The following is a 23,278-nucleotide window of genomic DNA, read 5'->3' as shown; positions in this document are numbered from 1 at the left end:
TCTGTTCAGCCCCCTCTGCTATAAGTATCCTTTTATTTTAACTGTTCAGTTAAGCTGACAGCCTGATTCACCAGCTCGTCAATAAAACCAATTGTGTCTATCAAGGTGGCTTTATCATTGATATTCACCCCTATCATTTGAGCCAATTCTGCCGGAGTTTTGCTACCGCCTGCCCGCAATACCGCCAACCAATCATCGATCACCTCTTCACCATTACGCAGCTTTTTAAACAACTGAGTGGCAATACTCAAGCCAGCACTATAAGTATAAGAGTACAAACCCAAATAATAATGCGGCTGGCGCATCCAAGTTAAGGCAGCATCTTCATCAATCTCTACGGTTTCCCCCCAGAACTGTTGCAGAGTTGCTTGCATCATGTCATGCAAGTCATCAGTGCTTAAATTCTTGCCAGCATCCACCGCACGATATACTTCACGCTGGAAATGGGCTTCAAGATAATGGGTTACAAAGTTATGGTAATAGGTATTGGATAATAAAGAAGAAACTACGTAACGCTGAAACGCCTCGTCCTCTGTGTTTTGTTGTAATAAATGATAACCCAGTAGCAGCTCATTACACGTTGAAGGCGCTTCAATAAAATACAACGAAGGCTCATAACTTAAGTAGTTTTGATACTGACCGGCGTTATAAAAATGTCCAGCGTGACCTATTTCGTGAATCAAGGTAAACACATCGCCTAGGTTTTGGGTCCAAGACATCAACACATAGGAGTGCTCGCCATAGGGTGATGCACAAAAACCACCTGTACTCTTACCTTGGTTTTGCGCAAAGTCATACCAACGCTCCTCAAAAGAGCGTTTCACCATATTGGTATAATCCGAACCTAATAAAGATAATGCTTCTACGCAATATGTTTTTGCCTCATCAATGCTTACCTTTGCCACAAAGTTAGCATCTAATGGTATTTTGAGGTCAGCAAAAGTCATTTTATCAATGCCATTGACCTGTTGTAACAGCTTGGCATAACGGCGCATCGGTGGTGCGAGATGCTGCATAATGGTATCGATGTGCTCATCATACTGCTCGCGCGACACTTTCTGATCCTGTAGCAGATAGTCAAATACTGAATCATAGCCACGCATATCGGCGATGATTTTCTCTTTTTTGACTTGTGCCAAGTAATTGCTGGCAATAGTGTGTTGAGACTCACGCAGTCGTTTTGAGAATGCTTTAAAGGCTTGACGACGAAACTCGGTGTCGACCGCGGTTTCATATTCATTTTCAAAAGTCGAAAAACTCAAAGGATAAGTCTGCCCATTGGCTTCAAAGTCTGGGAAAGTCATATCGGCCAATTTGCACTGCTCATAGTTTTGATACGGCAAATCCAGCACAGGCGATAACGAGATAAGCGCTGTTTCTAACTCTAGACTTAAGGTATAGGGCTTTTGCGCCAATAAGTCTGATAAAAACGGACGATACTTATCGTTTTTAGTCATTGCTTGCTTAATCAGTGCTTCATCGGCCTGCTTTAGGGTTTGCTCCACAATGGCAGTTTGGCTGTTTAGTTTGGCCACTTGCGACTCAAAATCTCTGGCTCTGATTTGCAGTTCGCTGTCACTCATATCGACTGCACTTTGCGCTCCAGCATAGGTACCTGCTTTTGATAAAATAGTTAAATAGGCTTCATAAGTTTTTAGCAGACGCACGATGCTGGCCCCATCAGTTAGATTTAGCATCGACTCGCTGGTTAGCTCATTGGCAAGCTGCCCCGCTTGCTCTAAATCTGCGTAGAAATCTTCTGGTGTGGCATAAAGCGCAGTCATGTCCCAGGTTAAATACGTCGGAACATCGCTGCGTTTGGGTAAAGCTTGGGTAGTCATATTGGTCCTTTCATTTTTAAAAATATTGTTTTAAATTCATATTATCTTGGTTTTTTAAAGAATGGGCATCAGCAAAACTGCTTAAGATACTGCTAAAATCTTGACTGACTTTCATTTTTTAGCTTATAGCTTGAGGCTAAATTATCCAATATCGTATCAAAGTAGGCATTATTATCAGTAGCAAACTCGCCGGTTTTTTCTAAAATATGAGCTGGAGATTGCACGCTTTTCGGGTACTCCCTCATATCCTGCTCAGAGATACCTTTACCCTCATGGATCATAGTCTTTAAGCTATCAGGTGTGACTTCGAAATGACATTGCCAGCCCATGAGCCAAGAACCCAGCTGTTTATGGTTCTCGGTTTGGTAAATAAAACCTTGGTTTGGCCAATAATCAGAGGTAGCTAGAGACGTAGCGCCATCAGGTAAATCAAAACCATCACCATGCCAATGAAAGGTAGTAAATTGAGGGGGCACTCCCTTTAGTAGCGGATGACGGCTACCTGGTTCGGTCAGTCTCAACTGTGTCCAACCAATTTCTTTGATATCGATTTTGCCCACATTGGCACCCAAACTTTCAGCGAGTAGCTGGGCCCCCAAACACATACCAATGACCGTCTTACCTGCTTCAATAGCTTCAGTTATAAACTGCTTTTCCATCTTTAGCCAAGGAAATTTATCAACATCGTAAACCCCCATAGGCCCACCCATGACAATCAACCAGTCAAAGCTATCTTGATCCGGCAGAGCGTTATCCCCTACCAACTCCTCTGCAAACTGAATAAGGGTTAGCTCATGACCGTTGCGCCTTATCCAATCCTCAATAGAGCCTAAAGTATTGATAGGGTTGTGCAATAAGGCGTGGATGCGTAGAGTCATACTTCGTCCTTTATTTTTTATGCTTTTATTTTGATACCTTTACTTTGATGCTTTTATTCTAATAATTGCGATTGCTATTCATTACGCTACTTGTGGCTTATAAATAGTACCATACCCCATCAAGCCTTTAATGAACTCCAAATAAAGGACCTGAAAAAGATTAAATCAATCATTCTAGACACTAACTGAGTAAATCATGAAAAATAAAAAGCTTTTGCAGCTAGATAAAGAAGAGGAAGAAGTCCTACTCGATGAGTTACGAGCCTATATGAGAGATGAACTGGATATGGATATGGGCAACCTGCCTGCTAAGTTTCTGCTAGACTTTATGGTGGATTTAATAGGACCCAAGATTTACGACCAAGCGATTAGCGATGCTGAGCCTTGGCTATACAATAGATTTACGGGCATCTTAGAAGATTTGTCGGTTTTAAAAAAAGCTTAGCTTTTTCATTTTATATTTCAGTGATAAAAAAACCGATTAGCTTTTAGCTAGGCGGTTTTTTTATACATAATACTAAAGCTTATTTTCTAGTTACAAATAGTACTAGAGTACACGGTAGTACAGGTAGTTCCATCTGAGTGAAGAGTACTATTCCCTATACGTGTCGATGACGTACCATTAGAATTAATGGTATTGTTACCGATGCGAGTAGATGAGGTGCCATTTGAATGAATAGTATTATTTCCGATATGGGTTGATGAAGAGCCATTTGAATAAATGGTATTATTGCCGATATCTGTTGATGAAATACCATTAGAATAAATACTAGTATTTCCAATTCTTGTAGACGAAAAACTTGCTGCATAAATACTTGTTGAAAGCAAAGCAAGGGCCATTGGTATTACCAATTTCTTAATCATTTTAAATTCCTTAGTTATATTTCTCATTATAGTCTTTACTTCCAATAAGTTAAGCCATGGGAGAGCCTTCACAACTATCTAAAAAAGGGCTAAAAACTCATTTTTAGCCCTTTAACTATCTAGAAATTATATGATGAATCTAATTACTGGTTACGCTCATAAACAGGAAGTTCGGCACAGATTTTCTCAACTTTAGCGCGAGTTTCTGCTAGTACTTTTTCGTCACCACGGCTGTCTAATACATCACAAATCCAGCCCGCTAGGTCAGAAGCTTGTGCTTCGTTGAAACCGCGAGTGGTAATTGCTGGTGTACCGATACGGATACCAGAAGTTACGAATGGAGATTTAGGGTCGTTTGGTACCGCGTTTTTATTCACAGTGATACCAGCATCACCCAACCATTTGTCAGCTTCTTTACCAGTCATGTCTTGCTTAACTAAGCTGATTAGCATTAGGTGGTTTTCAGTACCGCCAGAGATGATTTCATAGCCGCGATCTTGGATAACTTTGGCCATAGCTTGAGCGTTTTTCACTACTTGGTGCTGGTAAGTTTTGAAGTCGTCTTGTAGCGCTTCTTTGAAGCATACCGCTTTAGCAGCGATAGCGTGCATCAATGGGCCACCTTGGTTGCCTGGGAATACCGCTGAATTTAGTTTCTTAGCCAGTTTGTCATCACGAGATAGGATTAGGCCTGAACGTGGACCACGTAGGGTCTTGTGCGTGGTAGTAGTTACTACGTCAGCGAAGGGTACTGGGCTTGGGTATACACCAGCAGCAACTAGACCTGCAACGTGTGCCATATCCACAAATAGATAAGCACCAACGCTGTCTGCGATATCACGGAAACGCTGCCAATCAACTACTTGTGAGTAAGCTGAGAAACCCGCAATGATCATTTTTGGTTTGTGCTCTTGGGCCAAACGCTCAACTTCATCATAGTCAATTAGACCGGTTTCTTCTACTAGACCGTACTGAACTGCGTTGTAGTTGATGCCTGAGAAGTTCACGTGTGCACCATGCGTTAAGTGACCACCCGCGTCTAGGCTCATGCCTAACACAGTATCGCCCGCTTCTAGTAAGGCCAAGAATACCGCAGAGTTGGCTTGGCTACCTGCGTGTGGCTGTACGTTGGCATACTCAGCGCCGAATAACTCTTTGGCACGGTCAATAGCCAATTGCTCAACGATATCCACGAACTCACAACCGCCATAGTAGCGCTTGCCAGGATAACCTTCAGCATATTTGTTGGTTAGGTCAGAGCCTTGCGCTTCCATTACTGCTGGCGAGCAATAGTTTTCTGAAGCGATTAGCTCGATATGGCTCTCTTGACGCTTGGTCTCTGACACCATGGCTTGATACAAGTCTGGGTCATAGTCTTTAATGCTAATATCTTTAAACATAGTTTTATCCTATTAATAAGTCACATACGTTAATAAATCACATACGACATATAAAAAATACAAGCGCCGAACCCGCCAACCACTCTGTATCCTAAATTTTAACCGCTCAATCAGGCAATACTCAGCTATTACCGTATAGATTTGAAAGAAGTATTTTTAGGAGGGGGCTACTCTGCACAATTAGAGGGTAAGTGTAACATGAAATCCGGTCGATTAGAGTGAAAAAACAGCTCAAAAAGCGGATGTTTTTGTGAGTTTAGCTAACTTATAGGCTGTTTAAAATCTAGGTTATAAGTAAAACAGCTAGGGATTAAGACCCTTCTATAAAAAAGTCCGCCAAAAAAGTTTCACTGATTAACAATTCTCTATTATACCAATTATAGAAGGTGCTTCGGCGCCAACCCAAATCCGTGCAGTCAATCACTCTTCTATTGGGCAAGCTGTTTTGACGCTTAAAGAGCACATAACCAATGGGAGTGCCCTGCAAGTACTGCAAACGCTTAGCTTCCCCTTTGAGGCTAACCAGAGGGAAAATGCTTTGCGCTGCCACCCAAGGTTTTTCGCTATTTCCGTATAATAAAGACTCTCGCACCCACGCCATAACCGGTCTATTTAACTGGGCACCTTGATAACCTATTTGCTTTTTTTGTGCCAACGTTAACACCCGATACCCTTCAAAGGTAGGCTCTACTTTCAACGCTTGCCCTGCCTTAGCTTCTAACAGAGCCGTTAATGAACCGTCTGAGGTCAGCCAATATAGCGCCTCTGCTGGTATAGACATGTTTTATCCCTTAACTAAGTATTATGCCTAGCCTTTAAAGTGAGGCATATTTTCAATATTAAATGGTAGAGCATCATGGGCCTGTTGCCGATATTGCTGCATATAGTCACGGTCTTGCTGACAAAAGTTAGCAATCGCCGGCTCAAAACGAGGGTCATAAACTCGGTGTAGCGAATGCGTCTTTTGTGGTATAAAGCCGCGAATCAGCTTGTGCTCGCCCTGCGTGCCCGGATCAAAGTAATGCAGCCCCTTATCAATAGCAAATTTGATGCCCTGATAATAGCATAGCTCAAAATGCAAGCTGTCATATTCTTCTAGGGCGCCCCAATAGCGCCCATATAAGGTCGAGTTATCTTGATTTGGGTCATCATAAAAGAACAAGCTACTTGCCACTACTTGTTCGTTCTCATCAATAGCTTGAGCCAACATAATCTGCTCAGACATCGTGTCTGCAATTTGCTCAAAAAATTCTGGGGTTAGATAAGGATGACGACCCCGCACAGCGTAAGTCATGGCATAGCACTGGTAAAATATGTCCCAGTCTTCAGCAGTAATAGCTTGCCCAGTCTTTATACGGCAGCTTATATTCTGCTTGGCTATCTTTTTGCGCTCAGCTCGGATGTTTTTTCTTTTTTTAGCAGTTAGGGTACTTAAAAAATCATCGAAATCAGCAAACCGCTTGGGGTTACCTTGTGGCTCTATATCCGTCAGCTTTTGGTTTTGCCACAAAAACTGACAGCCTTGACGCTCTAACAATTGATGCTCAAATAAGGGATTAGGCAACTGCTTAGCGACTTCAACCTGCTCAGCTTCAATAAATAAACCATGCCAACTTGACGCCCCCACTTGTTGCGCCACATCATCCACAGCTGCAACGGCCGTCTGCCAAATAGCGGGGGCTATAGTTTCGCCTTCAGCCAACCACAAACGCTGTCCCATCACTGGGGTGTACGGCACACTGGTTACCAATCTTGGGTAATAATCCACGCCATAGCGGGCATAAGCCTCCGCCCAAGAATGATCAAATACATACTCACCTTGGTGATGACCTTTAATAAATAACGGCATGACTGCGATTAAGGTCGGAGACTGCTCACCATTTATCTTAGCTTGCACAGGTCGTCTATAGATCTGTAGATACAGAGGTATCCAGCCAGAAGCCTGACCAATAGCGTCACTGTCAATAAGGGCTTTCCAATAAGCAAAAGACATAAAGGGGGTGTCTGTCACCTGCCATTTGGCCTCATTTTGCCACTGTAAATCTTGGGTTATGCTGTAGGAATAAGTCATCGTTTTTGATCTAATTGATTATTATTGCCCTAGAGTAGCAAATTATCAGCGTTTTGCTGACCCTATTTTAACCCCGCCCTCTTTTTTAGCCGTTTATTATTTGAAAAAATAGTTTTCATCCCCATAATTGACCCTGCCCTCTATCGGGGTGTTTGATAAAATGCAGAAAGAACTCGATATATTGACAATAAAAAAGCCATCTACACTGATATAGATGGCTTTTATTGATTATCTTATTGGTTATTTGGTTTTTTAAAAATAACTATTTTAGGTAATAGATGATATCGAGGCTGAGGACTGGTAAAATACAAGTTTACTAGCTTAATATAATTCGTATACATAGGGTATGCATTAAAATTGTATACTTAGTTCATTATACGAGATTGACATTGTTTCGATTTTATAGTGGATTCGCTATAATACTCGCCACAGTTGTTCATTAAACATTCACAGAGATAAATTAACTTAGTTACATCAGCTAGGTTCATGGGTTAGGCCCAGTCTCAAATTTTATTACTCTTGGGCCATCTCACTGTTTATAAGCTTATATAAAGTTTATAAGCTTTTTTCAGTTCTCTTTTGCATTGCACCTATAGATTAGTTTTATTCAAGTCGAAGTTTTTTTATTATCTACGAACTAAAGGGACCGATTACTATAATGTCAAAAATCATTTATACAAAAACCGACGAAGCCCCAGCACTAGCAACCCTATCATTCTTGCCTATTGTTGAAGCTTTTACTAAGACAGCAGATATTACTGTCGAGACCAGTGACATCTCAGTTGCTGCTCGTGTTTTGGCAGAATTTCCTGACTATTTAACAGAAGATCAGCGTGTTCCAGACAACTTAGCGGAGCTAGGTCGTTTGACTCAAGACCCTAACACTAACATCATTAAGCTGCCTAACATCAGTGCTTCTGTACAACAGCTGAAAGCAGCCATCAAAGAGCTGCAAAGCAAAGGCTACGCCCTTCCTGATTTCCCAGAAGACCCACAAACTGAAGAAGAGCATGAGCTTCGTAAGCGCTATGGTAAGGCTTTAGGTAGTGCGGTTAACCCAGTATTGCGTGAAGGTAACTCAGACCGCCGTGCGCCAAAAGCAGTTAAAAACTATGCCCGCAAACACCCTCATTCAATGGGCGAGTGGAAACAGTGGTCAAGCACTCACGTATCTCACATGCATGGCGGCGACTTCTACAGTGGCGAGCAATCAATGACACTAGACAAAGCCCGTACCGTACGTATGGAGCTTTTGTTAGAAGACGGCTCAACCAAAGTATTGAAGCCAGAAATTCCTTTGAAAGACAAAGAAGTCATCGATTTGATGTTCATGAGCAAAAAAGCATTGCTTGAGTTCTATGAGCGTGAAATGGAAGACTGCCGCGATGCCGGTATCTTATTCTCATTGCACGTAAAAGCGACGATGATGAAGGTATCTCACCCTATCGTATTCGGTCACGCAGTTCGCATTTATTATAAAGACGCGTTTGAGAAACATGGCAAGCTATTTGATGAGCTTGGCATTAACGTAAATAACGGTATGGCTGATCTGTATGACAAGATTAAAGACCTACCTGCCTCAAAACGTGAAGAGATTGAGCAAGACCTACATGCTTGTCAGGAGCATCGTCCTCGTCTGGCCATGGTTGATTCTTCAAAAGGCATCACAAACTTCCACTCACCAAGTGACGTTATTGTAGACGCTTCAATGCCTGCTATGATCCGTAATGGCGGTAAGATGTGGGGTGCTGATGGCAAGATGTATGACTGTAAAGCAGTTATGCCTGAGTCAACTTTCGCTCGTATCTACCAAGAGATGATTAACTTCTGTAAGTGGCATGGTAACTTTGACCCAACCACTATGGGTACTGTCCCTAACGTAGGTCTAATGGCCCAAAAAGCCGAAGAATACGGCTCACACGATAAGACCTTTGAATCAAGCGATTCAGGTATTGCTCGTATTGTAGACGTTGAGACTGGCGAAGTTCTAATGGAGCAAGCGGTCGAGAAAGGTGATATCTGGCGTATGTGTCAGGTGAAAGATGAGCCTATCCAAGACTGGGTGAAATTAGCCGTTCGCCGTGCTCGTGAATCAGACACACCAGTAGTATTCTGGTTAGACCCATACCGTCCGCATGAAAACGAATTAATCAAGAAAGTTAAAACTTACTTGAAAGACCATGATACTGAAGGTCTACGCATCGAAATCATGTCACAAGTTCGTGCAATGCGCTACACCTTAGAGCGTGTGGCTCGCGGTCTTGATACTATTTCTGCGACAGGTAACATCCTACGCGACTACCTAACTGACTTATTCCCAATTTTAGAGCTTGGTACCAGTGCCAAGATGTTGTCAGTAGTACCTCTAATGAAGGGTGGCGGTTTATTTGAAACAGGTGCGGGTGGTTCAGCGCCTAAGCATGTACAACAGCTACTAGAAGAAAACCACTTACGTTGGGATTCACTGGGTGAATTCTTAGCGTTAACTGCGTCTTTAGAGCACTTAGCCTCTACTCAAGACAATGCCAAAGCCAAAGTATTGGCAGAAACGTTAGATAAAGCGACTGAGAAGCTGCTTGATAACGATAAGTCACCATCACGCTCTACTGGTGAATTAGACAACCGTGGTAGCCATTTCTATCTGGCCATGTACTGGGCACAAGAATTAGCTGCTCAAGACGAAGATGCTGAGTTAAAAGCACAATTTGCACCAGTGGCTGAAACTCTAGCCAAAAATGAAGAGACCATCGTTAAAGAAATGAACGAGGTTCAAGGCAAGTCAGTAGATATCAAAGGCTACTACTTCGCTGATGACGAAGTGGCTAAGAGCGTCATGCGTCCAAGTAAAACCTTCAACGACGCCATCGCCTCTATCTAATGCTGGCCAGTTAAGGTAATCCTTGACGGTTTGATTTAAAAAAAGCTGTAAGTAAATACCCTAAGAGTACGCTCTTGGGGTATTTTTTTGGCTTAAATTCAGCGATACCCTCACAAACTTTTAGAGGTAGATACGATTTGTAAACTGACTATTAAGACCCCTGTTTAGTATCATTAAACTTAAGCTTGATCACAGCATTACCGATAACAACAAATAAAAGTTTATTTATCCCTAACAAGCCCCTATTAATTCAGAAAACAATAAAAAGGACTTACCATAACCATGTCAAAAATTATATATACCAAAACAGATGAAGCCCCTGCCCTAGCCACTCAGTCTTTTTTACCTATTGTTGAGGCTTTTACCGACACTGCTGGAATAGAGGTTGAAGTCAGTGATATCTCTCTAGCGGCACGTATCCTTGCTCTTTTCCCAGATTACTTAAGTCCAGAGCAGCAAGTGCCGGATGCTCTTACTGAACTGGGTGAGCTGGTGTTAAAGCCGGAAGCCAATATCATTAAACTACCCAACATCAGTGCCTCTATTCATCAGTTAAAAGCCGCCATCAAAGAGTTACAAGACAAAGGCTTCGCGGTGCCAGACTTTCCCGACAACCCGCAAAATGATAAAGAACAAGAGATTCGAGCACGCTTTGATAAAGTCAAAGGCAGTGCGGTTAACCCAGTACTACGTGAGGGTAACTCAGATCGCCGCGCGCCAAAAGCGGTTAAAGCTTATGCCCGTGCCAATCCCCATTCTATGAAACCTTGGAGTCCTGACTCTAAGACCCACGTTTCTACTATGGCGCATTGCGACTTCGTTGATGATGAGAAGTCGGTCGTTATCGATAAACCCACCCAATATCGTGTGGTATATACAGACGAAAAAGGTACTGAGACTGAGCTCAAATCCGCTGCGCCCTTACTTCAAGGCGAGCTGATGGACACCTCAATCCTCTGTTTTGATGTGCTGAGTAATTTCTTACAAGAACAAGTTCAAGACGCCAAAGACAAAGATTTATTATTCTCCATTCACTTAAAAGCCACCATGATGAAAGTCTCTGACCCCATTATCTTTGGGGAGGCAGTGCGGGTTTATTTTAAAGACTTGTTCGCCAAGCATGGGGAAACCTTTGACAAGATTGGGGTAGACGTTAATAACGGCTTTGCCCAATTGCTATCGAAAATCCAAGAGCTGCCCGAAGAGCAACGAAAAGAGATTGAGGCGGATATTCAAAAGGTCTATGAGACCAACCCTCCCCTAGCTATGGTCGATTCAGACAAAGGCATTACTAACTTGCACGTACCTAGTGATGTGATTGTTGATGCCTCCATGCCAGCGATGATTCGTAATGGGGGTCAAATGTGGGGCCCTGATGGCAAGCTACACGATGTCAATGCCATCATCCCAGACAGCAGCTATGCTGCCCTTTATGATGAGACCATTCGCTTCTGTAAAGAGCATGGCGCTTTTGATCCCGCCACCATGGGTACTGTGCCCAATATTGGGCTTATGGCACAAAAAGCCGAAGAATATGGCTCGCATGACACCACCTTCCAAATGCCTGGCAAAGGAAAAATTCAGGTGATTAATGAGGAAGGCAAAGTGCTTACCGAACATGCGGTGAAAGAAAAAGACATCTGGCGTATGAACCGCGTTAAAGATGCCCCTATTCAAGACTGGGTAAAATTGGCGGTGACCCGCGCCCGAGCCAGTGGTATGCCGGCCGTCTTTTGGTTAGATAAAGACCGAGCTCACCATGCTGCCTTAATTGAAAAAGTTGAGCGTTATCTAAAAGATCATGATACTGATGGCTTAGAAATCCATATCATGTCTATTCGTGAAGCGACTCGCTTTACCTTAGAGCGTTTAGTTGCTGGCAAAGATACACTATCGGTGACAGGTAACGTTCTACGCGACTATCTCACTGATTTATTCCCTATTCTTGAGCTGGGCACCAGTGCCAAAATGCTGTCTATCGTTCCGCTGATGAATGGCGGCGGCTTGTTTGAAACTGGCGCTGGCGGCTCTGCCCCCAAGCATGTACAGCAAGTATTACAAGAAAACCACCTACGCTGGGACTCTTTAGGTGAGTTTTTGGCACTGACGGTTTCTTTAGAGCACGAGGCAGAATACGGCAGTGACCACAACCCGAAAGCTCAGATCTTAGCTGACACTTTAAGCGAAGCCACGGAAAAACTACTACTTAATAATAAATCCCCTTCACGAAATGTGGGTGAGTTGGATACTCGAGGCAGCCATTTTTACTTGACCCTGTACTGGGCACAAGAGCTGGCAAATCAGGATAAAGACCAAGATCTTAAGCAAAGATTTGCTACTTTTGCTAAAACATTGGCCGAACAGGAACAGACCATCATTGAAGAGCTTAATTCGGTTCAAGGAAAGCCCGTGGATTTAAAAGGTTATTACTTCATGGATGATAATATCGTTAAGCAGGTGATGCGCCCCAGCAAGACCTTTAATGAAGCTCTGGCTGCTTTATAATCAGCTAACTTCTTGTTAAGCTTTTACTACAATTCAGGCACCCTAAGGCTATCCGCTTTAGAGTGTCTTTTATTTTCTAAGCATTGGCTCATGATAGAATAGTCCCATTCGCTTTTAATACTCAACCCTTAAGATATTAACTCCCTTATGCCTTCAGTTATTTTATTTAACAAACCTTATGGTGTACAAAGCCAGTTCAGCGATGACGCCAATAATAAATTTGCCCCTTTATCACAGTTTTTTAGTGATAAATCACTGCGGGTGGCAGGTCGTCTGGATGCCACCAGTGAGGGATTATTACTTTTGACCTCAGATGGTCGGGTCAACAAAGCCATCACTCATCCGCCCAAAGCCAACGCTGGTCTTAAGCAAGGTAAGACTTATTTGGTTCAAGTAGAAGGTGAGCCAACCGCAGAGCAGTTAGAGCAGCTACGCCAAGGCGTTGTGCTTAAAGATGGCAAAACCTTGCCCGCTGAAGTTCAGCACGTGAGCGAAGACGAGTTACCTATGCCATTATGGCAGCGAGATCCTCCAATTCGCGAGCGAAAAAGTGTCCCGGACTCTTGGCTGATGATGACCATCTATGAGGGCAAAAACCGACAGGTAAGACGCATGACCGCCCATGTTGGACTGCCTTGTCTGCGTCTGATCCGTTGGTCTGCTGCCGGTTTTGAACTGGGGGATTTAGGCGTGGGAGAGTTTGTCCGAGTCCACTTAAATAAAAACCGATTGGCGCAGTTGGGCATTGATTAACCCTGAATCTGCTCCTTCTGATGGGCCTCTTCCCATAGCACTTCAACCGGGTTTTGACGACGCTCATAGTGAGTCACAAAAATGACAGAGGCTATAATTAACGCCGAGCCTAGCCACAGCATACCTGGTGGCACCCAGCCAAAGACAATAAAGCCGGCCAAGACATTTAGCGGCAGTTTGATATGATCAAACGGTTGCACAAATGACGCATCTGCTACCGAATAGGCCTTAGCAATGGCCCATTGAGCAAAAGCGGTGAGTGCCCCGATAGTTACCAATAGCGCCCAAACCTGCCAATCATTGGGTAGCTCGAACTTGGGTAGACCAAATACTAAGTTAAAGGGCAACATCAACACTAGCAGATAAAAAACAAGCGTGGTTGGGGTATCACGGCTTACAGTGAACTTGGTCATTAAAGAAGCACTTGCCCAAAAGAACGCCGCCGCTACCGGTAATAAACTGGCCCACATAAACCCATCTGACCACGGCTGTAGTACCAACATAGCGCCTATAAACCCAACCAAGGTTGCAAGCCAGCGCACCATGCTTACTGACTCACGCAATATAAGCCCTGAGCCGATAGTCGCAAATAAAGGCGATACCATAAGTAAAGCAATACCTTGCCAAATGGGCACGGGATAAGCCAGTGCCCAAGTCCAAAGCTGGATACCAATCACTGAAAAACCCACCCGTATCACATGCAACAATCGAAAGTCTGAGGTTACTGCTGAACGAATGGCGCCGGTGCGCATTAGGGGCAAAAATAGCAGCAGTGCAATACCATATTGTAGTAGCACTGCCGCCCCAGAACTTACACCATAATTAATCCCTAAATATTGTAACGTTGTATTGATGATTGCAAACATACTACCGGCTGCAACCATCCAAAAGGCGCCCTGTAAGGGCTGATGATAAGACATAAACTATGCTTCTAATAAAATGAGCAATGAGGGTTTAATGATAATTTAATAACACAGACTGAAAGTAAGCGATGACTATTTCACAAAACCTGGGCTTAACCAATCCTCATAACCGGACGCACCTAGACTCAAACTGACTTTTTTTAGGCTAGGATTAGCAGTAATGCCAGATTGAGTTGTGTTTGCCACCTCAAATATCATTAGCTCATCACGGCGGAAAGCATGACAGGTTACCGACTCAACATTTGATTTTGCCACGCCTTGTAGCTGTTTTTTGGTTGCCTTAATCCCATCGATCGCCACAATCATATCTTTGGCTGAGATGCCCGCTTCACTGGCCACACTATCTCGTAAGACTTTGGTGACTTGCAAGCCTTCGCTGTTCTCACTAAAGCTGATACCCCAAGCTTGCGTATTGTCTTTACTGTCTTCAGTAATCTTGATGCCACTAGCCTCAAGTAGCTCATAAATAGGCAGCTCTTCTACGCCATCGACATATTTAGCTTTGAAATCTTGCCAAACCGCTTTGTCCATAAACTGGCTAATAACCGCTTCTAAGTTATCGTTGTCCATACCAATACGGATACGATTGCCGGCCTCGCCCTGCTCTTTGGCCAGCTGATAGAAAGCTTTGACCACATCGAATAGACGGTATTGGCCATTGCTTTGCTGCATCAGGGTCAAATCCAAACATAGGGCCACCAAAGCGCCTTTGTTATAGTAGCTGATGCCAGCATTACCAGTATTTTCATCAGCGCGGTATAACTTAATCCAAGCGTCATAGCTGGACTCAGCCACACTTTGTAACGCCCGGCCATGGGTTTGGGTATAGCGGTTAATCTGAGATTGCAATAGCTTTAGGTAGCTGTCTTTACTGACCACACCGGAAGCCTGAAGCATAAAGTCATCAATATAAGAGGTAAAGCCCTCAAATACCCAAAGTAGTGGCGTATAGGCTTCCTTTCGTAAATCAACGTTCATCATCACATCAGGGCGGACTGTTTTTACCCACCATGAGTGAAAGTATTCATGGCTACACAAGCCTAAAAAGCGTTGGTAACTCTCACTAGGCTCATCAGCTTCTGCCGCTGTGGGTAGATCAGTACGCGGGGTAACCAGACTGGTTGAGTTGATGTGCTCAAGCCCGCCATAGTCATTGCCACTGGCATAGGTCATAAAGGTATAGCCGTCATAATCTTTGCCACCAAAAGGCGCATCGTCTAACCAATTGACAAAGGTCTGGCAAATTTGTTGCACATCGCGCTGTAATCTGCCCAGATTGGCACTGTGCTTACCTGAAATATAGAAGCGGTGGGCAATGGTATTATGCTTATGATCCTGAACAATAAAGTCGAACTCATCCTGTGGCGCAATCTCAAACGGATAATCAATCAGCTCGTGGTAGTTTTCAGCTTGCAAGTGATAATAGTGGGTATTGTCACTGTGGATATAAGTGGGCTTTAAACCGCAAGCTATTTTGACTGTCTTATCTTTTTTATCGGTATTATTAGGGTTATTAAGCTCATAAAAATCTTGAGGTACACTTAATGTCACTGAGACAGGGCTGTGCTCTAATCCTTCAACGGCCAAAGCTAGCGAAGTAAAATTGCCATAAAGGCGGGTCTGGTCCACGTAAGCGGTTCGCACTGATAAGTCATAACAGTAAACCTCATAAATGACCTGCAGTTTCTCCCCTGCTTTGGCTTCAGTAAGTTGCCACTCGTTCTTACTCAGCTTCGCTGCTCTATAGTTATCTTTTGAGCTGTCTTCTATAGAACTGTTTTCTATAGAGCGTTCATCCTGGTCGGCACGCTGATAATGTACCGCAGTAATATTGCGAGCAAACTCACGCATCAAATAGCTACCGGGTATCCAAGCCGGTAACCATAGGGCTGGCGAGTCCTGCTCAGCAGTAAAGCTCAAGGTAACATCAACCAGGTGCTGTCTAAAACGGCTAAAATCTAAGTGGTAATCAACAGCATCAGCGCTTGAATGAGAGGCATTGTTAGAAGATGAGGATTGGGGAATACTCTGCAAAGTGGTCATAGTTAGTGTTTATATCCATGATAATGAATTTAAATTGAGGACTGTCTTTGATAAAGCATAGGGATTAAGGCTTTATTATCCTTACTTAGTCTAACTTTTTTGTTAGTAGTAAGCTTAATTTTCATCGAAGTTAAATATACTTCCGCTACAATAAAAGAATAGTTATATAAAAAAGGCACTATATTTGCCCCTTAAGATTATATTCGTCCCTTAGCTTAGATAGGTATTAAATCGGGTGCTTTGGCCCAAACTTCAACCTCAAAGGACTAGATTAGCTTAATACCTTGTGACTATTTATCACCATCTTCGAAAAAGATAGAATGAAAAACAGTGCCTAAAGTGACTTATAAAAGGAGCAAGTAGCCTCTTTTTTTGGCTTTATGACCTAAAAAAGCTTAATTTTTTGTAAAAAACTTAGCAATTTGGCAATTAATTTGAGAACATGACTTGAAACTTTTGTCTATCATCGCAATCTATTAGACAAGGCAATTAGCAGAGGTGTGGCTAAATAACAGGTTGGCTTTCATGTTTCGTTTTATATTTGCATGGTTAACTTTGTGTTTCGCCGCTATAAGCACCCTCTTTATTGTATTATTTATGAACATATAGAACGCCTATATTTATTTGAGGAAATTTTATGACAACAATCGCAAAAGATACTGCCGTACGCTTTAACTATATTCTAAAAGACGAAAGTGGCAACGTTATCGACCAGTCACAAGGTGAGCCACTAGCTTATCTACATGGTCATAACAACATCATCCCAGGTCTTGAAAAAGAGCTAGAAGGCAAGTCTGCTGGCGATTCATTAACAGCGGTTATCGAGCCAGCGGATGCTTACGGTGAATACCAAGAGCAAGCCGTACAACAAGTACCTCGCGCTAATTTCCAAGGCGTTGACAACATTCAACCTGGTATGCAGTTCCAGTCTGAAGCCGAAGGTCAAGTTATGCTAGTAACCGTTACTGACGTTAATGATGACACAGTAACTGTAGACGCTAACCACCCACTAGCAGGTAAAAAACTAAGCTTTGACGTAGAAATCGTTGAAGTACGTGCCGCTACTGAAGACGAACTAAACCATGGCCACGTTCATGGCGTAGGTGGTGTACAACACTAAGAACTGCTCACCACAGTTAACTTGATATCTTTGGATTGATATCATGATATCAACGGAAAAGAGCCCTTCACTCAGTGAACGGCTCTTTTTTTATGGGCGCAATCTAATTGGATAGGTTAGTAATTAAGATAGTTTTAGATAATATTTTGCTAGTTTTAGATAATACCTTGATCGCTACTCGGCTGATTTGTTAGGCGCTTCTAAAAGTAGCGGCGGTTCAGTGTCAATGGCGTCGTCAATAGAATCCGTATTATGGGTAACCTTTTGCCTCCCTTTCTTCTTTGTGTTCTCTGCCTTTTCTCGATAGACACAACGGGCTGGGAAGAATACGCTAAAAGTAGAGCCCTTGCCCTCCTGAGATTCGACTTTCAATTTAGCGCCATGTTGATACAGTACATGCTTTACAATAGCCAGTCCTAGGCCGGTGCCACCAGTGCTTCTACTACGCCCACTATCGACTCTATAAAAGCGCTCAGTCAAACGCTCAAGATGCTCAGGCGCAATGCCAATACCATTGTCTTGTACTGAAAACAAACACCCCTCTCTCACTTCTTGCCAAGTAATTTTGACCACTCCGCCTTTAGGCGTATATTTTATGGCATTGGTGACCAAGTTTAATAAAGCACTATTAAGGTAACCGTAGGAGCCATAGACGTCTAGCTGAGAATCGATATGCAAGTCAATGAGGTGCCCATAATCTCGGTTATAGGCTTGAGCATCATCGAAGATACTGGTCATCAGCTTAGGCATATCGACCCGTTCAATATTAATAGATTCTTCGTTTTCGAGACGGGACAGCAGCAATAAATCATTAATAATATGATTCATTCGCTGGGTCTGCTGGGTCATTAAACTAAAGCCACGTTGCCATTTAGGATCTAGGTCTGGCTGGTCAGAGAAGGTCTCAATATACCCCATCAATACGGTTAATGGGGTACGCAGCTCATGGGACACATTGCCCACGAAGTCTTTGCGCATCTGCTCTAAATGCTGCAGGCGGGTCACATCATAAATAATAAGTAGCTTTTCATTACCAAAATGGGTCACCTCACATTGCAAAAACCTTTCATAATCTCGCCAAGAGCGCATACGCACCCCGTCATTTGGAGAGACAGCGTCCACATAATAGTTGGTAAACTCAGGGAGATTAATCAGATCCAAAATACTTCGACCCTGATCCTCTGAGCGCAAATCTAACAAAGTTTCCGCAGCCTGGTTCCACCACTCTAAACTGTCCTCTTTATCAAGCAAGATAACGGCATCCTGCAAGGCCAACAATGAACTCCGGATTTTTTTGATCAGTCCCATCATTTTCTGATGGGTCATTTGTTCTTGTTTTTTACTCTCATAGAGCTTATTGGCCATGAAGGTCAGGCTGCCAGACAGCTCAGGAGGCGGTAAAGTTAAAGACTTGGTCATCCAGCCATAGAATTGTTGCACCGCATATAGCCGCCAGAGGTTATAGAGCAACAACGCCACTATAATGCCCCAAGGCACTGAGTTGAGGAAATAATGGCCAAGGATGGTGCCCAATAGAGTTAAGGTCACCAACCATTTCAAATCTGACCATAGCAAAGCCGACCGAGGACTCTCGCTACTGGTGGCAGGCTGTCTGTTAGAAGGGCTCATGACACTCTCAGTTCATTGATAAATAACAACATAGTTAGCAGTACGGCCCTTAACACCCTCTACATTTGGCCCTTATGGTAGCACCCATTATAAAGCCAAAAATTTTGACTAAAGAATCATAGCGTATGGATCAAAGAGCCACTTACCCATTCACCTGGGTCGAGAAACGATAGCCGGTACCCCGCACCGTTTGGATAAACTTAGCATAGTCATAAGGCTCGAGCACCTTACGTAAGCGTCGAATGTGAACATCAATGGTCCGATCTTCTACATACACATTACCGCCCCATACCTGATCTAGTAATTGGGTCCGCGTATAGGCGCGCTCTGGATGGCTCATAAAAAAGGCCAACAAACGATATTCAGTGGGTCCTATTTCAACCGGTGTACCATCCGCTGATAGACGCTGGCTCACAGGGTCTAGACTTAACCCTTGTGCTTCAATAGGCTTATCCCCTGATAAAGCATTACTACGACGAAGGACCGCCTTGATTCTCGATATCAGCTCACGGGTAGAAAATGGCTTAGTAATATAGTCATCGGCGCCGGCATCCAACCCTTGTACTTTATTATCCTCCTCGCCTCTTGCGGTAAGCATAATAATGGGGAGTTCTGACAGCATCTCATCTTTTTTAAGGCGACGACATAAGTCTATCCCTGACTGGTTGCCTGGTAACATCCAGTCTAATAAAATCAAAGCAGGTCGATGATCAACCACTTGGTTATGCGCCTCATTAACATCTTCAGCCTGCAGACATTCAAATCCTGCCATCTCTAACGTGGTAACTATCATTTCACGGATAGCGGGTTCATCCTCTACAACCAATATGGTTTCTGTATTCATCTTATTTATTGTCCTATAGTTTACATCTCTGATACTGAGCCTGTTATTGCTAATAAAGTTTCAATATCTGGTAATTTGGCTCATAAAATTATGACCGTTATATTACAGCCTATAATTATGACAATTAGATGACAAATAAGTAACTTATTAGATTAAGTCAGTATTAAAGTCAATAACTTAGCCCTAAACTGTATCAAATAACCCTAATAAATGGCAGTGACCTAAATGACAGGCTTTAATATGAATATTAATCTATTTCTAAAATAAAATTTAGCGGGCCATCGTTGTCTGCTTTGACTAGCATATTAGCCCCAAACTCACCGGTCTCTACTTTTGAGTATTGCTGTTTGGCATAAGCTACCATCTGCTCAAATAGCTCACTGGCCTGCGCTGGTGCCATTGCGCCCCCAAAATCTGGGCGACGACCCTTGTCAGTTTTGGCCATTAACGTAAACTGGGAAACCAACAGCAACCCACCTTCTACTTGCTGCACATTTTTATCCAGCTTGCCTGCTTCATTATCAAAAATACGATAGGTCAATATTTTATCGACCATCTTTTTGGCGGTCTCAATATTATCTTCAGGACCCAAACCAATATAAGCCAAGATGCCTTGCTCAATCTCGCCCACAATCTGACCATCAACCGTCACACTGGCGGCACTTACCCTCTGAATTAAAGCCTTCATATTAATACCTCAATACCTTCTTTATACCACTATCTCACTACTAGGCTGTTACTGTTAACGTGGTTTAATACGGTTTATGATAAACTAGCTATCTATTAAAGTTTATTTTTAGTTCTTTTTAAGTTTACGATTTCTACCTTCTATTTCCACAGCTTACGATGATACTCCTTATGAAAAATATAATGAAAAACTCATTAAAACAAAAAGCTCAACAGTTACTCACTCGTGACGGTCTATTTACCGCAGCCCAACACTTAGTTCCTCAACAAAAAATTAGTGAGGTTGCAGGCCGTCTGGCAGCCAGTCAAAACCCCATTGTCAAAAAAGCATTCGTTAGTACCTTCGCTAAAGCTTATGGCATTACCTTAGAAGAGTATGCCAGACAAAATCTAGCAGACTTCAAAAGCTTTAACGACTTTTTTACCCGAGAATTAGCCGAAGAAGCTCGTCCTATCGACAGCACTGAACAAGGTATTGTTTCACCCGCTGACGGTATGATTTCACAAATCGGTTATATTGAGCAAGGCCAAATACTACAAGCCAAAGGCCGTGATTATGCGGTTAGTCACTTGTTGGCTGATACCAATAACCAAGACGGTAACTATTATGAAGGCGGCAGCTTTGCCACAGTTTACTTAGCGCCAAGTAACTACCATAGAGTTCACATGCCATTCGATGGCACTTTGGTTGAGACCCGCTATGTGCCTGGTACCTTATTCTCGGTGAATAATGTCACGGCGCAGAATGTCCCCGATTTATTTGCCCGTAATGAGCGTTTAGTCTGTATTTTTGAGACTGAGTATGGCCGTGCCGCTGTGGTCTTAGTGGGCGCTATGATTGTGGCCGGCATTGAGACCGTCGCTACTGGCAAAATTGACCGCACTGACAGCATCCAAACCTTAGAGCACAACCTTAGCTTGAAAAAAGGCGATGAATTAGGCCGTTTTTACTTGGGCTCAACCGCCATTGTGGTAATGCCAAAGTCTGCGGGTGTTGAGTGGTCACAAGACATGGAGCATGGCTCTGTGGTGCAAATGGGTCAGCTTTTGGGTGTGGCTAATCAAGCTTAACCTACTGATATCCGTATAATTTTTTATTATTTTAAAGGTGCCCCTCGTGCACCTTTATTTTTTTAATAATGTTTGTACTTATTGCCCTGCATCAGGCATCAATTAGCCAGCCCTGCTCAGTGGCATAATCAATCTGTTTCTCTATCCACTCATGGATAACTGGAAAACTGTCGGCAATAAAAGCATGCATACCAGCGACCTGTGAGCGCTTAACCCCGTGATTGCTCCAAGTTTTACCCCCAGTATTTATGTTCAATAAGAAGGGCAACAAGCGATCAATGGCCTTTAACAATTGGGTTTCAGGACTGCTGCCGGTCTCTTGCTCATCCCAGACGTCAAGCAAATTATCAATGCCATTACCACTGTGGGCCTGCAAACGCACAATCCCCTCCCGCTCCTCAATATGTGCCTCGCTGCGACTGCTGTCATACAAAAAAGTATCGCCGGCATCAATCTCACCTAAATCATGTACTAAAGCCAACTTCAAAAGCTTTTCATGATTAACGTCAAGTTGAAACAACTCTGCGATAGACCAGCAGGCCATTGCCAAATGCCAAGAATGTTCCGCCGAGTTCTCTAGCCGATTAGCCTGAGTAACATAACTGCGCCGGTTAACCCGCTTTAACGCATCTAGCTCTAATAAAAATTCGGTAATTTCGGTCATGTTCAGCGGTTTATCAGCTTTATTTTTTGCGGTGGGTAATGACATGGAAAACCTTGTGTCTTGGTAGAAAGTATTGCTATAGGCTAATGCAATATAAGGGCTTATACAAGGCGACACTGCTGACCTAGGGGTCTGAATCTCTTAGGCATCTAAGTTACAGGCATAAAAAAATCCGTGACCAAGCCAGCTGACTTTATCACGGATTATTTAACTAAATAGGGATTAAAGCTTTCAGGTCTGTTTCAATTATTCAATGAGCTCTATAAGTATAAGCTATTTAATTAACTGGCTAATGGCTTTAAACACCGGATCCTTACTCGAGCGGCACAACTCAAACAATATCGCCTCAGTAGTGGTTATCACAGCGCCTGCTCTACGCATACGGCGAATGGCTTGGCGACGGTCATAAGCATCGCGAGAACCTGTGGCATCGGCAATCACCACGGGCTGCATGCCATTATCAAGTAGGTCTAGCACAGTTTGCATCACACAGACATGAGTTTCCATCCCAAACACCAGTACTGAAATACGGTTTTGCTGCGCTAGATAGTTCCAGGTTTCATCATTGTCACAAGCACTAAAGGTGACCTTTTCAATAATCTTGGCTTTTGAGGTATCCAGTACTTCCATGATCTCTGGCAGCGTCTCGCCCAGCCCCTTTTTGTATTGCTCGTTCAGCACAATAGGCACACCGAGTATCTGCAGACCTTGAACTAAAGTCAGTGTCTTGTTAACAATCTCCTCTTGGCGATAGATGTGCGGAGCAAGCTTCTCTTGCACATCAATGAGCATTGCCTGAGTATTTTCACGCATGATACGGTAGGTTCTATCCGTAGTGATAGTCTTTGACATAACACACTCCTTGTGTCGTTGAGGACAAAAATACCTACCCCTATTAAGTCATATAACCCTCACGGGGTCAAACCCTTTGGTGAACACTTGTGGTAATTTTAAACTTTATTAACTATCGGCAATTCCAACAATGGTAATCTGACGTTCATAATAGCCCATATGACCATAATTACCGGCCTTACTAATCAGCACCTTTACTCGAACCCTATTTAAGCTATAAAAGCTGTCCACTACCCTAATGCCAGTCAGTTAAGG

General features: G+C 43.2%; 18 protein-coding genes. 6 read left to right on the top strand and 12 right to left on the bottom strand.

What is annotated here, in order from left to right; genetic code table 11:
* Positions 1-32: 32 nt before the first annotated feature.
* Complete coding sequence (pepF, locus tag B3S92_RS06805) at positions 33-1,841, bottom strand: oligoendopeptidase F (RefSeq protein WP_296204172.1); 1,809 nt, start codon at positions 1,839-1,841, stop codon at positions 33-35.
* Between the two features lie 92 nt (positions 1,842-1,933).
* Positions 1,934-2,719, bottom strand: a complete 786-nt coding sequence (locus B3S92_RS06800) for a type 1 glutamine amidotransferase (RefSeq protein ID WP_296204171.1) — start codon at positions 2,717-2,719, stop codon at positions 1,934-1,936.
* Positions 2,720-2,915: 196 nt separating this feature from the next.
* Between B3S92_RS06800 and B3S92_RS06795 the strand changes: the two genes are divergently transcribed.
* Positions 2,916-3,164 carry a DUF2164 family protein gene (locus B3S92_RS06795; protein WP_296204169.1) on the top strand — a complete coding sequence of 83 codons (249 nt, stop codon included), beginning with the start codon at positions 2,916-2,918 and terminating at the stop codon, positions 3,162-3,164.
* 562 nt (positions 3,165-3,726) lie between these two features.
* Here the strand turns inward: B3S92_RS06795 and glyA are convergent.
* From glyA to B3S92_RS06780, 3 genes are all read right to left on the bottom strand, one after another.
* Complete coding sequence (gene glyA, locus B3S92_RS06790) at positions 3,727-4,983, bottom strand: serine hydroxymethyltransferase (protein ID WP_296204167.1); 1,257 nt, start codon at positions 4,981-4,983, stop codon at positions 3,727-3,729.
* Positions 4,984-5,293: 310 nt separating this feature from the next.
* On the bottom strand, positions 5,294-5,764 hold the full coding sequence (locus B3S92_RS06785) for a chorismate--pyruvate lyase family protein (protein WP_296204166.1): 471 nt from the start codon (positions 5,762-5,764) through the stop codon (positions 5,294-5,296).
* Positions 5,765-5,791: 27 nt separating this feature from the next.
* A complete protein-coding gene (locus B3S92_RS06780; protein ID WP_296204164.1) occupies positions 5,792-7,054 on the bottom strand; it encodes a GNAT family N-acetyltransferase in 1,263 nt (420 codons plus the stop codon).
* 658 nt (positions 7,055-7,712) lie between these two features.
* On the opposite strand from B3S92_RS06780, the gene B3S92_RS06775 reads away from it, so the two are divergent.
* The 3 genes from B3S92_RS06775 (at position 7,713) to B3S92_RS06765 (ending at position 13,190) form a co-directional block, all read left to right on the top strand.
* Positions 7,713-9,932 (top strand): NADP-dependent isocitrate dehydrogenase, encoded by a 2,220-nt coding sequence (locus tag B3S92_RS06775; RefSeq protein ID WP_296204162.1) that lies wholly within the window; start codon positions 7,713-7,715, stop codon positions 9,930-9,932.
* Positions 9,933-10,214: 282 nt separating this feature from the next.
* The gene (locus tag B3S92_RS06770; RefSeq protein ID WP_296204159.1) at positions 10,215-12,437 is read left to right on the top strand and encodes an NADP-dependent isocitrate dehydrogenase; all 2,223 of its coding nucleotides are present in this window, start codon (positions 10,215-10,217) and stop codon (positions 12,435-12,437) included.
* Between the two features lie 147 nt (positions 12,438-12,584).
* Positions 12,585-13,190, top strand: coding sequence for a pseudouridine synthase (locus tag B3S92_RS06765; RefSeq protein ID WP_296204157.1), 606 nt, complete (start codon positions 12,585-12,587; stop codon positions 13,188-13,190).
* On the opposite strand, the gene B3S92_RS06760 is transcribed toward B3S92_RS06765, so the two are convergent.
* Together B3S92_RS06760 and B3S92_RS06755 are read right to left on the bottom strand one after the other, a co-directional pair.
* Complete coding sequence (locus B3S92_RS06760) at positions 13,187-14,110, bottom strand: DMT family transporter (protein ID WP_296204155.1); 924 nt, start codon at positions 14,108-14,110, stop codon at positions 13,187-13,189. The two genes, B3S92_RS06765 and B3S92_RS06760, sit on opposite strands and share 4 nt — an antisense overlap.
* A gap of 75 nt (positions 14,111-14,185) precedes the next feature.
* Complete coding sequence (locus tag B3S92_RS06755; RefSeq protein WP_296204152.1) at positions 14,186-16,156, bottom strand: M61 family metallopeptidase; 1,971 nt, start codon at positions 16,154-16,156, stop codon at positions 14,186-14,188.
* Positions 16,157-16,793: 637 nt separating this feature from the next.
* Here B3S92_RS06755 and B3S92_RS06750 point away from each other — a divergent pair.
* The gene (locus B3S92_RS06750) at positions 16,794-17,276 is read left to right on the top strand and encodes an FKBP-type peptidyl-prolyl cis-trans isomerase (protein WP_077450632.1); all 483 of its coding nucleotides are present in this window, start codon (positions 16,794-16,796) and stop codon (positions 17,274-17,276) included.
* Between the two features lie 174 nt (positions 17,277-17,450).
* Here the strand turns inward: B3S92_RS06750 and phoR are convergent, their stop codons facing one another.
* The 3 genes from phoR to dtd form a co-directional block, all read right to left on the bottom strand.
* The gene (gene phoR / locus B3S92_RS06745) at positions 17,451-18,905 is read right to left on the bottom strand and encodes a phosphate regulon sensor histidine kinase PhoR (RefSeq protein WP_296204148.1); all 1,455 of its coding nucleotides are present in this window, start codon (positions 18,903-18,905) and stop codon (positions 17,451-17,453) included.
* 142 nt (positions 18,906-19,047) lie between these two features.
* Positions 19,048-19,749 (bottom strand): phosphate regulon transcriptional regulator PhoB, encoded by a 702-nt coding sequence (phoB, locus tag B3S92_RS06740; protein WP_296204146.1) that lies wholly within the window; start codon positions 19,747-19,749, stop codon positions 19,048-19,050.
* Positions 19,750-19,996: 247 nt separating this feature from the next.
* A complete protein-coding gene (gene dtd, locus B3S92_RS06735) occupies positions 19,997-20,437 on the bottom strand; it encodes a D-aminoacyl-tRNA deacylase (RefSeq protein ID WP_296204143.1) in 441 nt (146 codons plus the stop codon).
* Positions 20,438-20,619: 182 nt separating this feature from the next.
* Between dtd and asd the strand changes: the two genes are divergently transcribed.
* A complete protein-coding gene (gene asd, locus B3S92_RS06730) occupies positions 20,620-21,507 on the top strand; it encodes an archaetidylserine decarboxylase (protein ID WP_296204141.1) in 888 nt (295 codons plus the stop codon).
* 91 nt (positions 21,508-21,598) lie between these two features.
* Here the strand turns inward: asd and B3S92_RS06725 are convergent, their stop codons facing one another.
* Both B3S92_RS06725 and B3S92_RS06720 read right to left on the bottom strand, forming a co-directional pair.
* Positions 21,599-22,216, bottom strand: a complete 618-nt coding sequence (locus B3S92_RS06725; RefSeq protein ID WP_296204138.1) for an HD domain-containing protein — start codon at positions 22,214-22,216, stop codon at positions 21,599-21,601.
* A 228-nt stretch (positions 22,217-22,444) separates the two neighbouring features.
* The gene (locus B3S92_RS06720; protein WP_296204133.1) at positions 22,445-23,023 is read right to left on the bottom strand and encodes an isochorismatase family protein; all 579 of its coding nucleotides are present in this window, start codon (positions 23,021-23,023) and stop codon (positions 22,445-22,447) included.
* Between the last annotated feature and the right edge of the window lie 255 nt (positions 23,024-23,278).

The sequence above is a fragment of the Psychrobacter sp. UBA3962 genome (genome assembly GCF_002385225.1).
In the GTDB taxonomy this organism is placed as follows: domain Bacteria; phylum Pseudomonadota; class Gammaproteobacteria; order Pseudomonadales; family Moraxellaceae; genus Psychrobacter.
The sequence above is the reverse complement of the archived record's forward strand: the minus strand, read 5'-3'. Positions and strand labels throughout refer to the sequence as shown.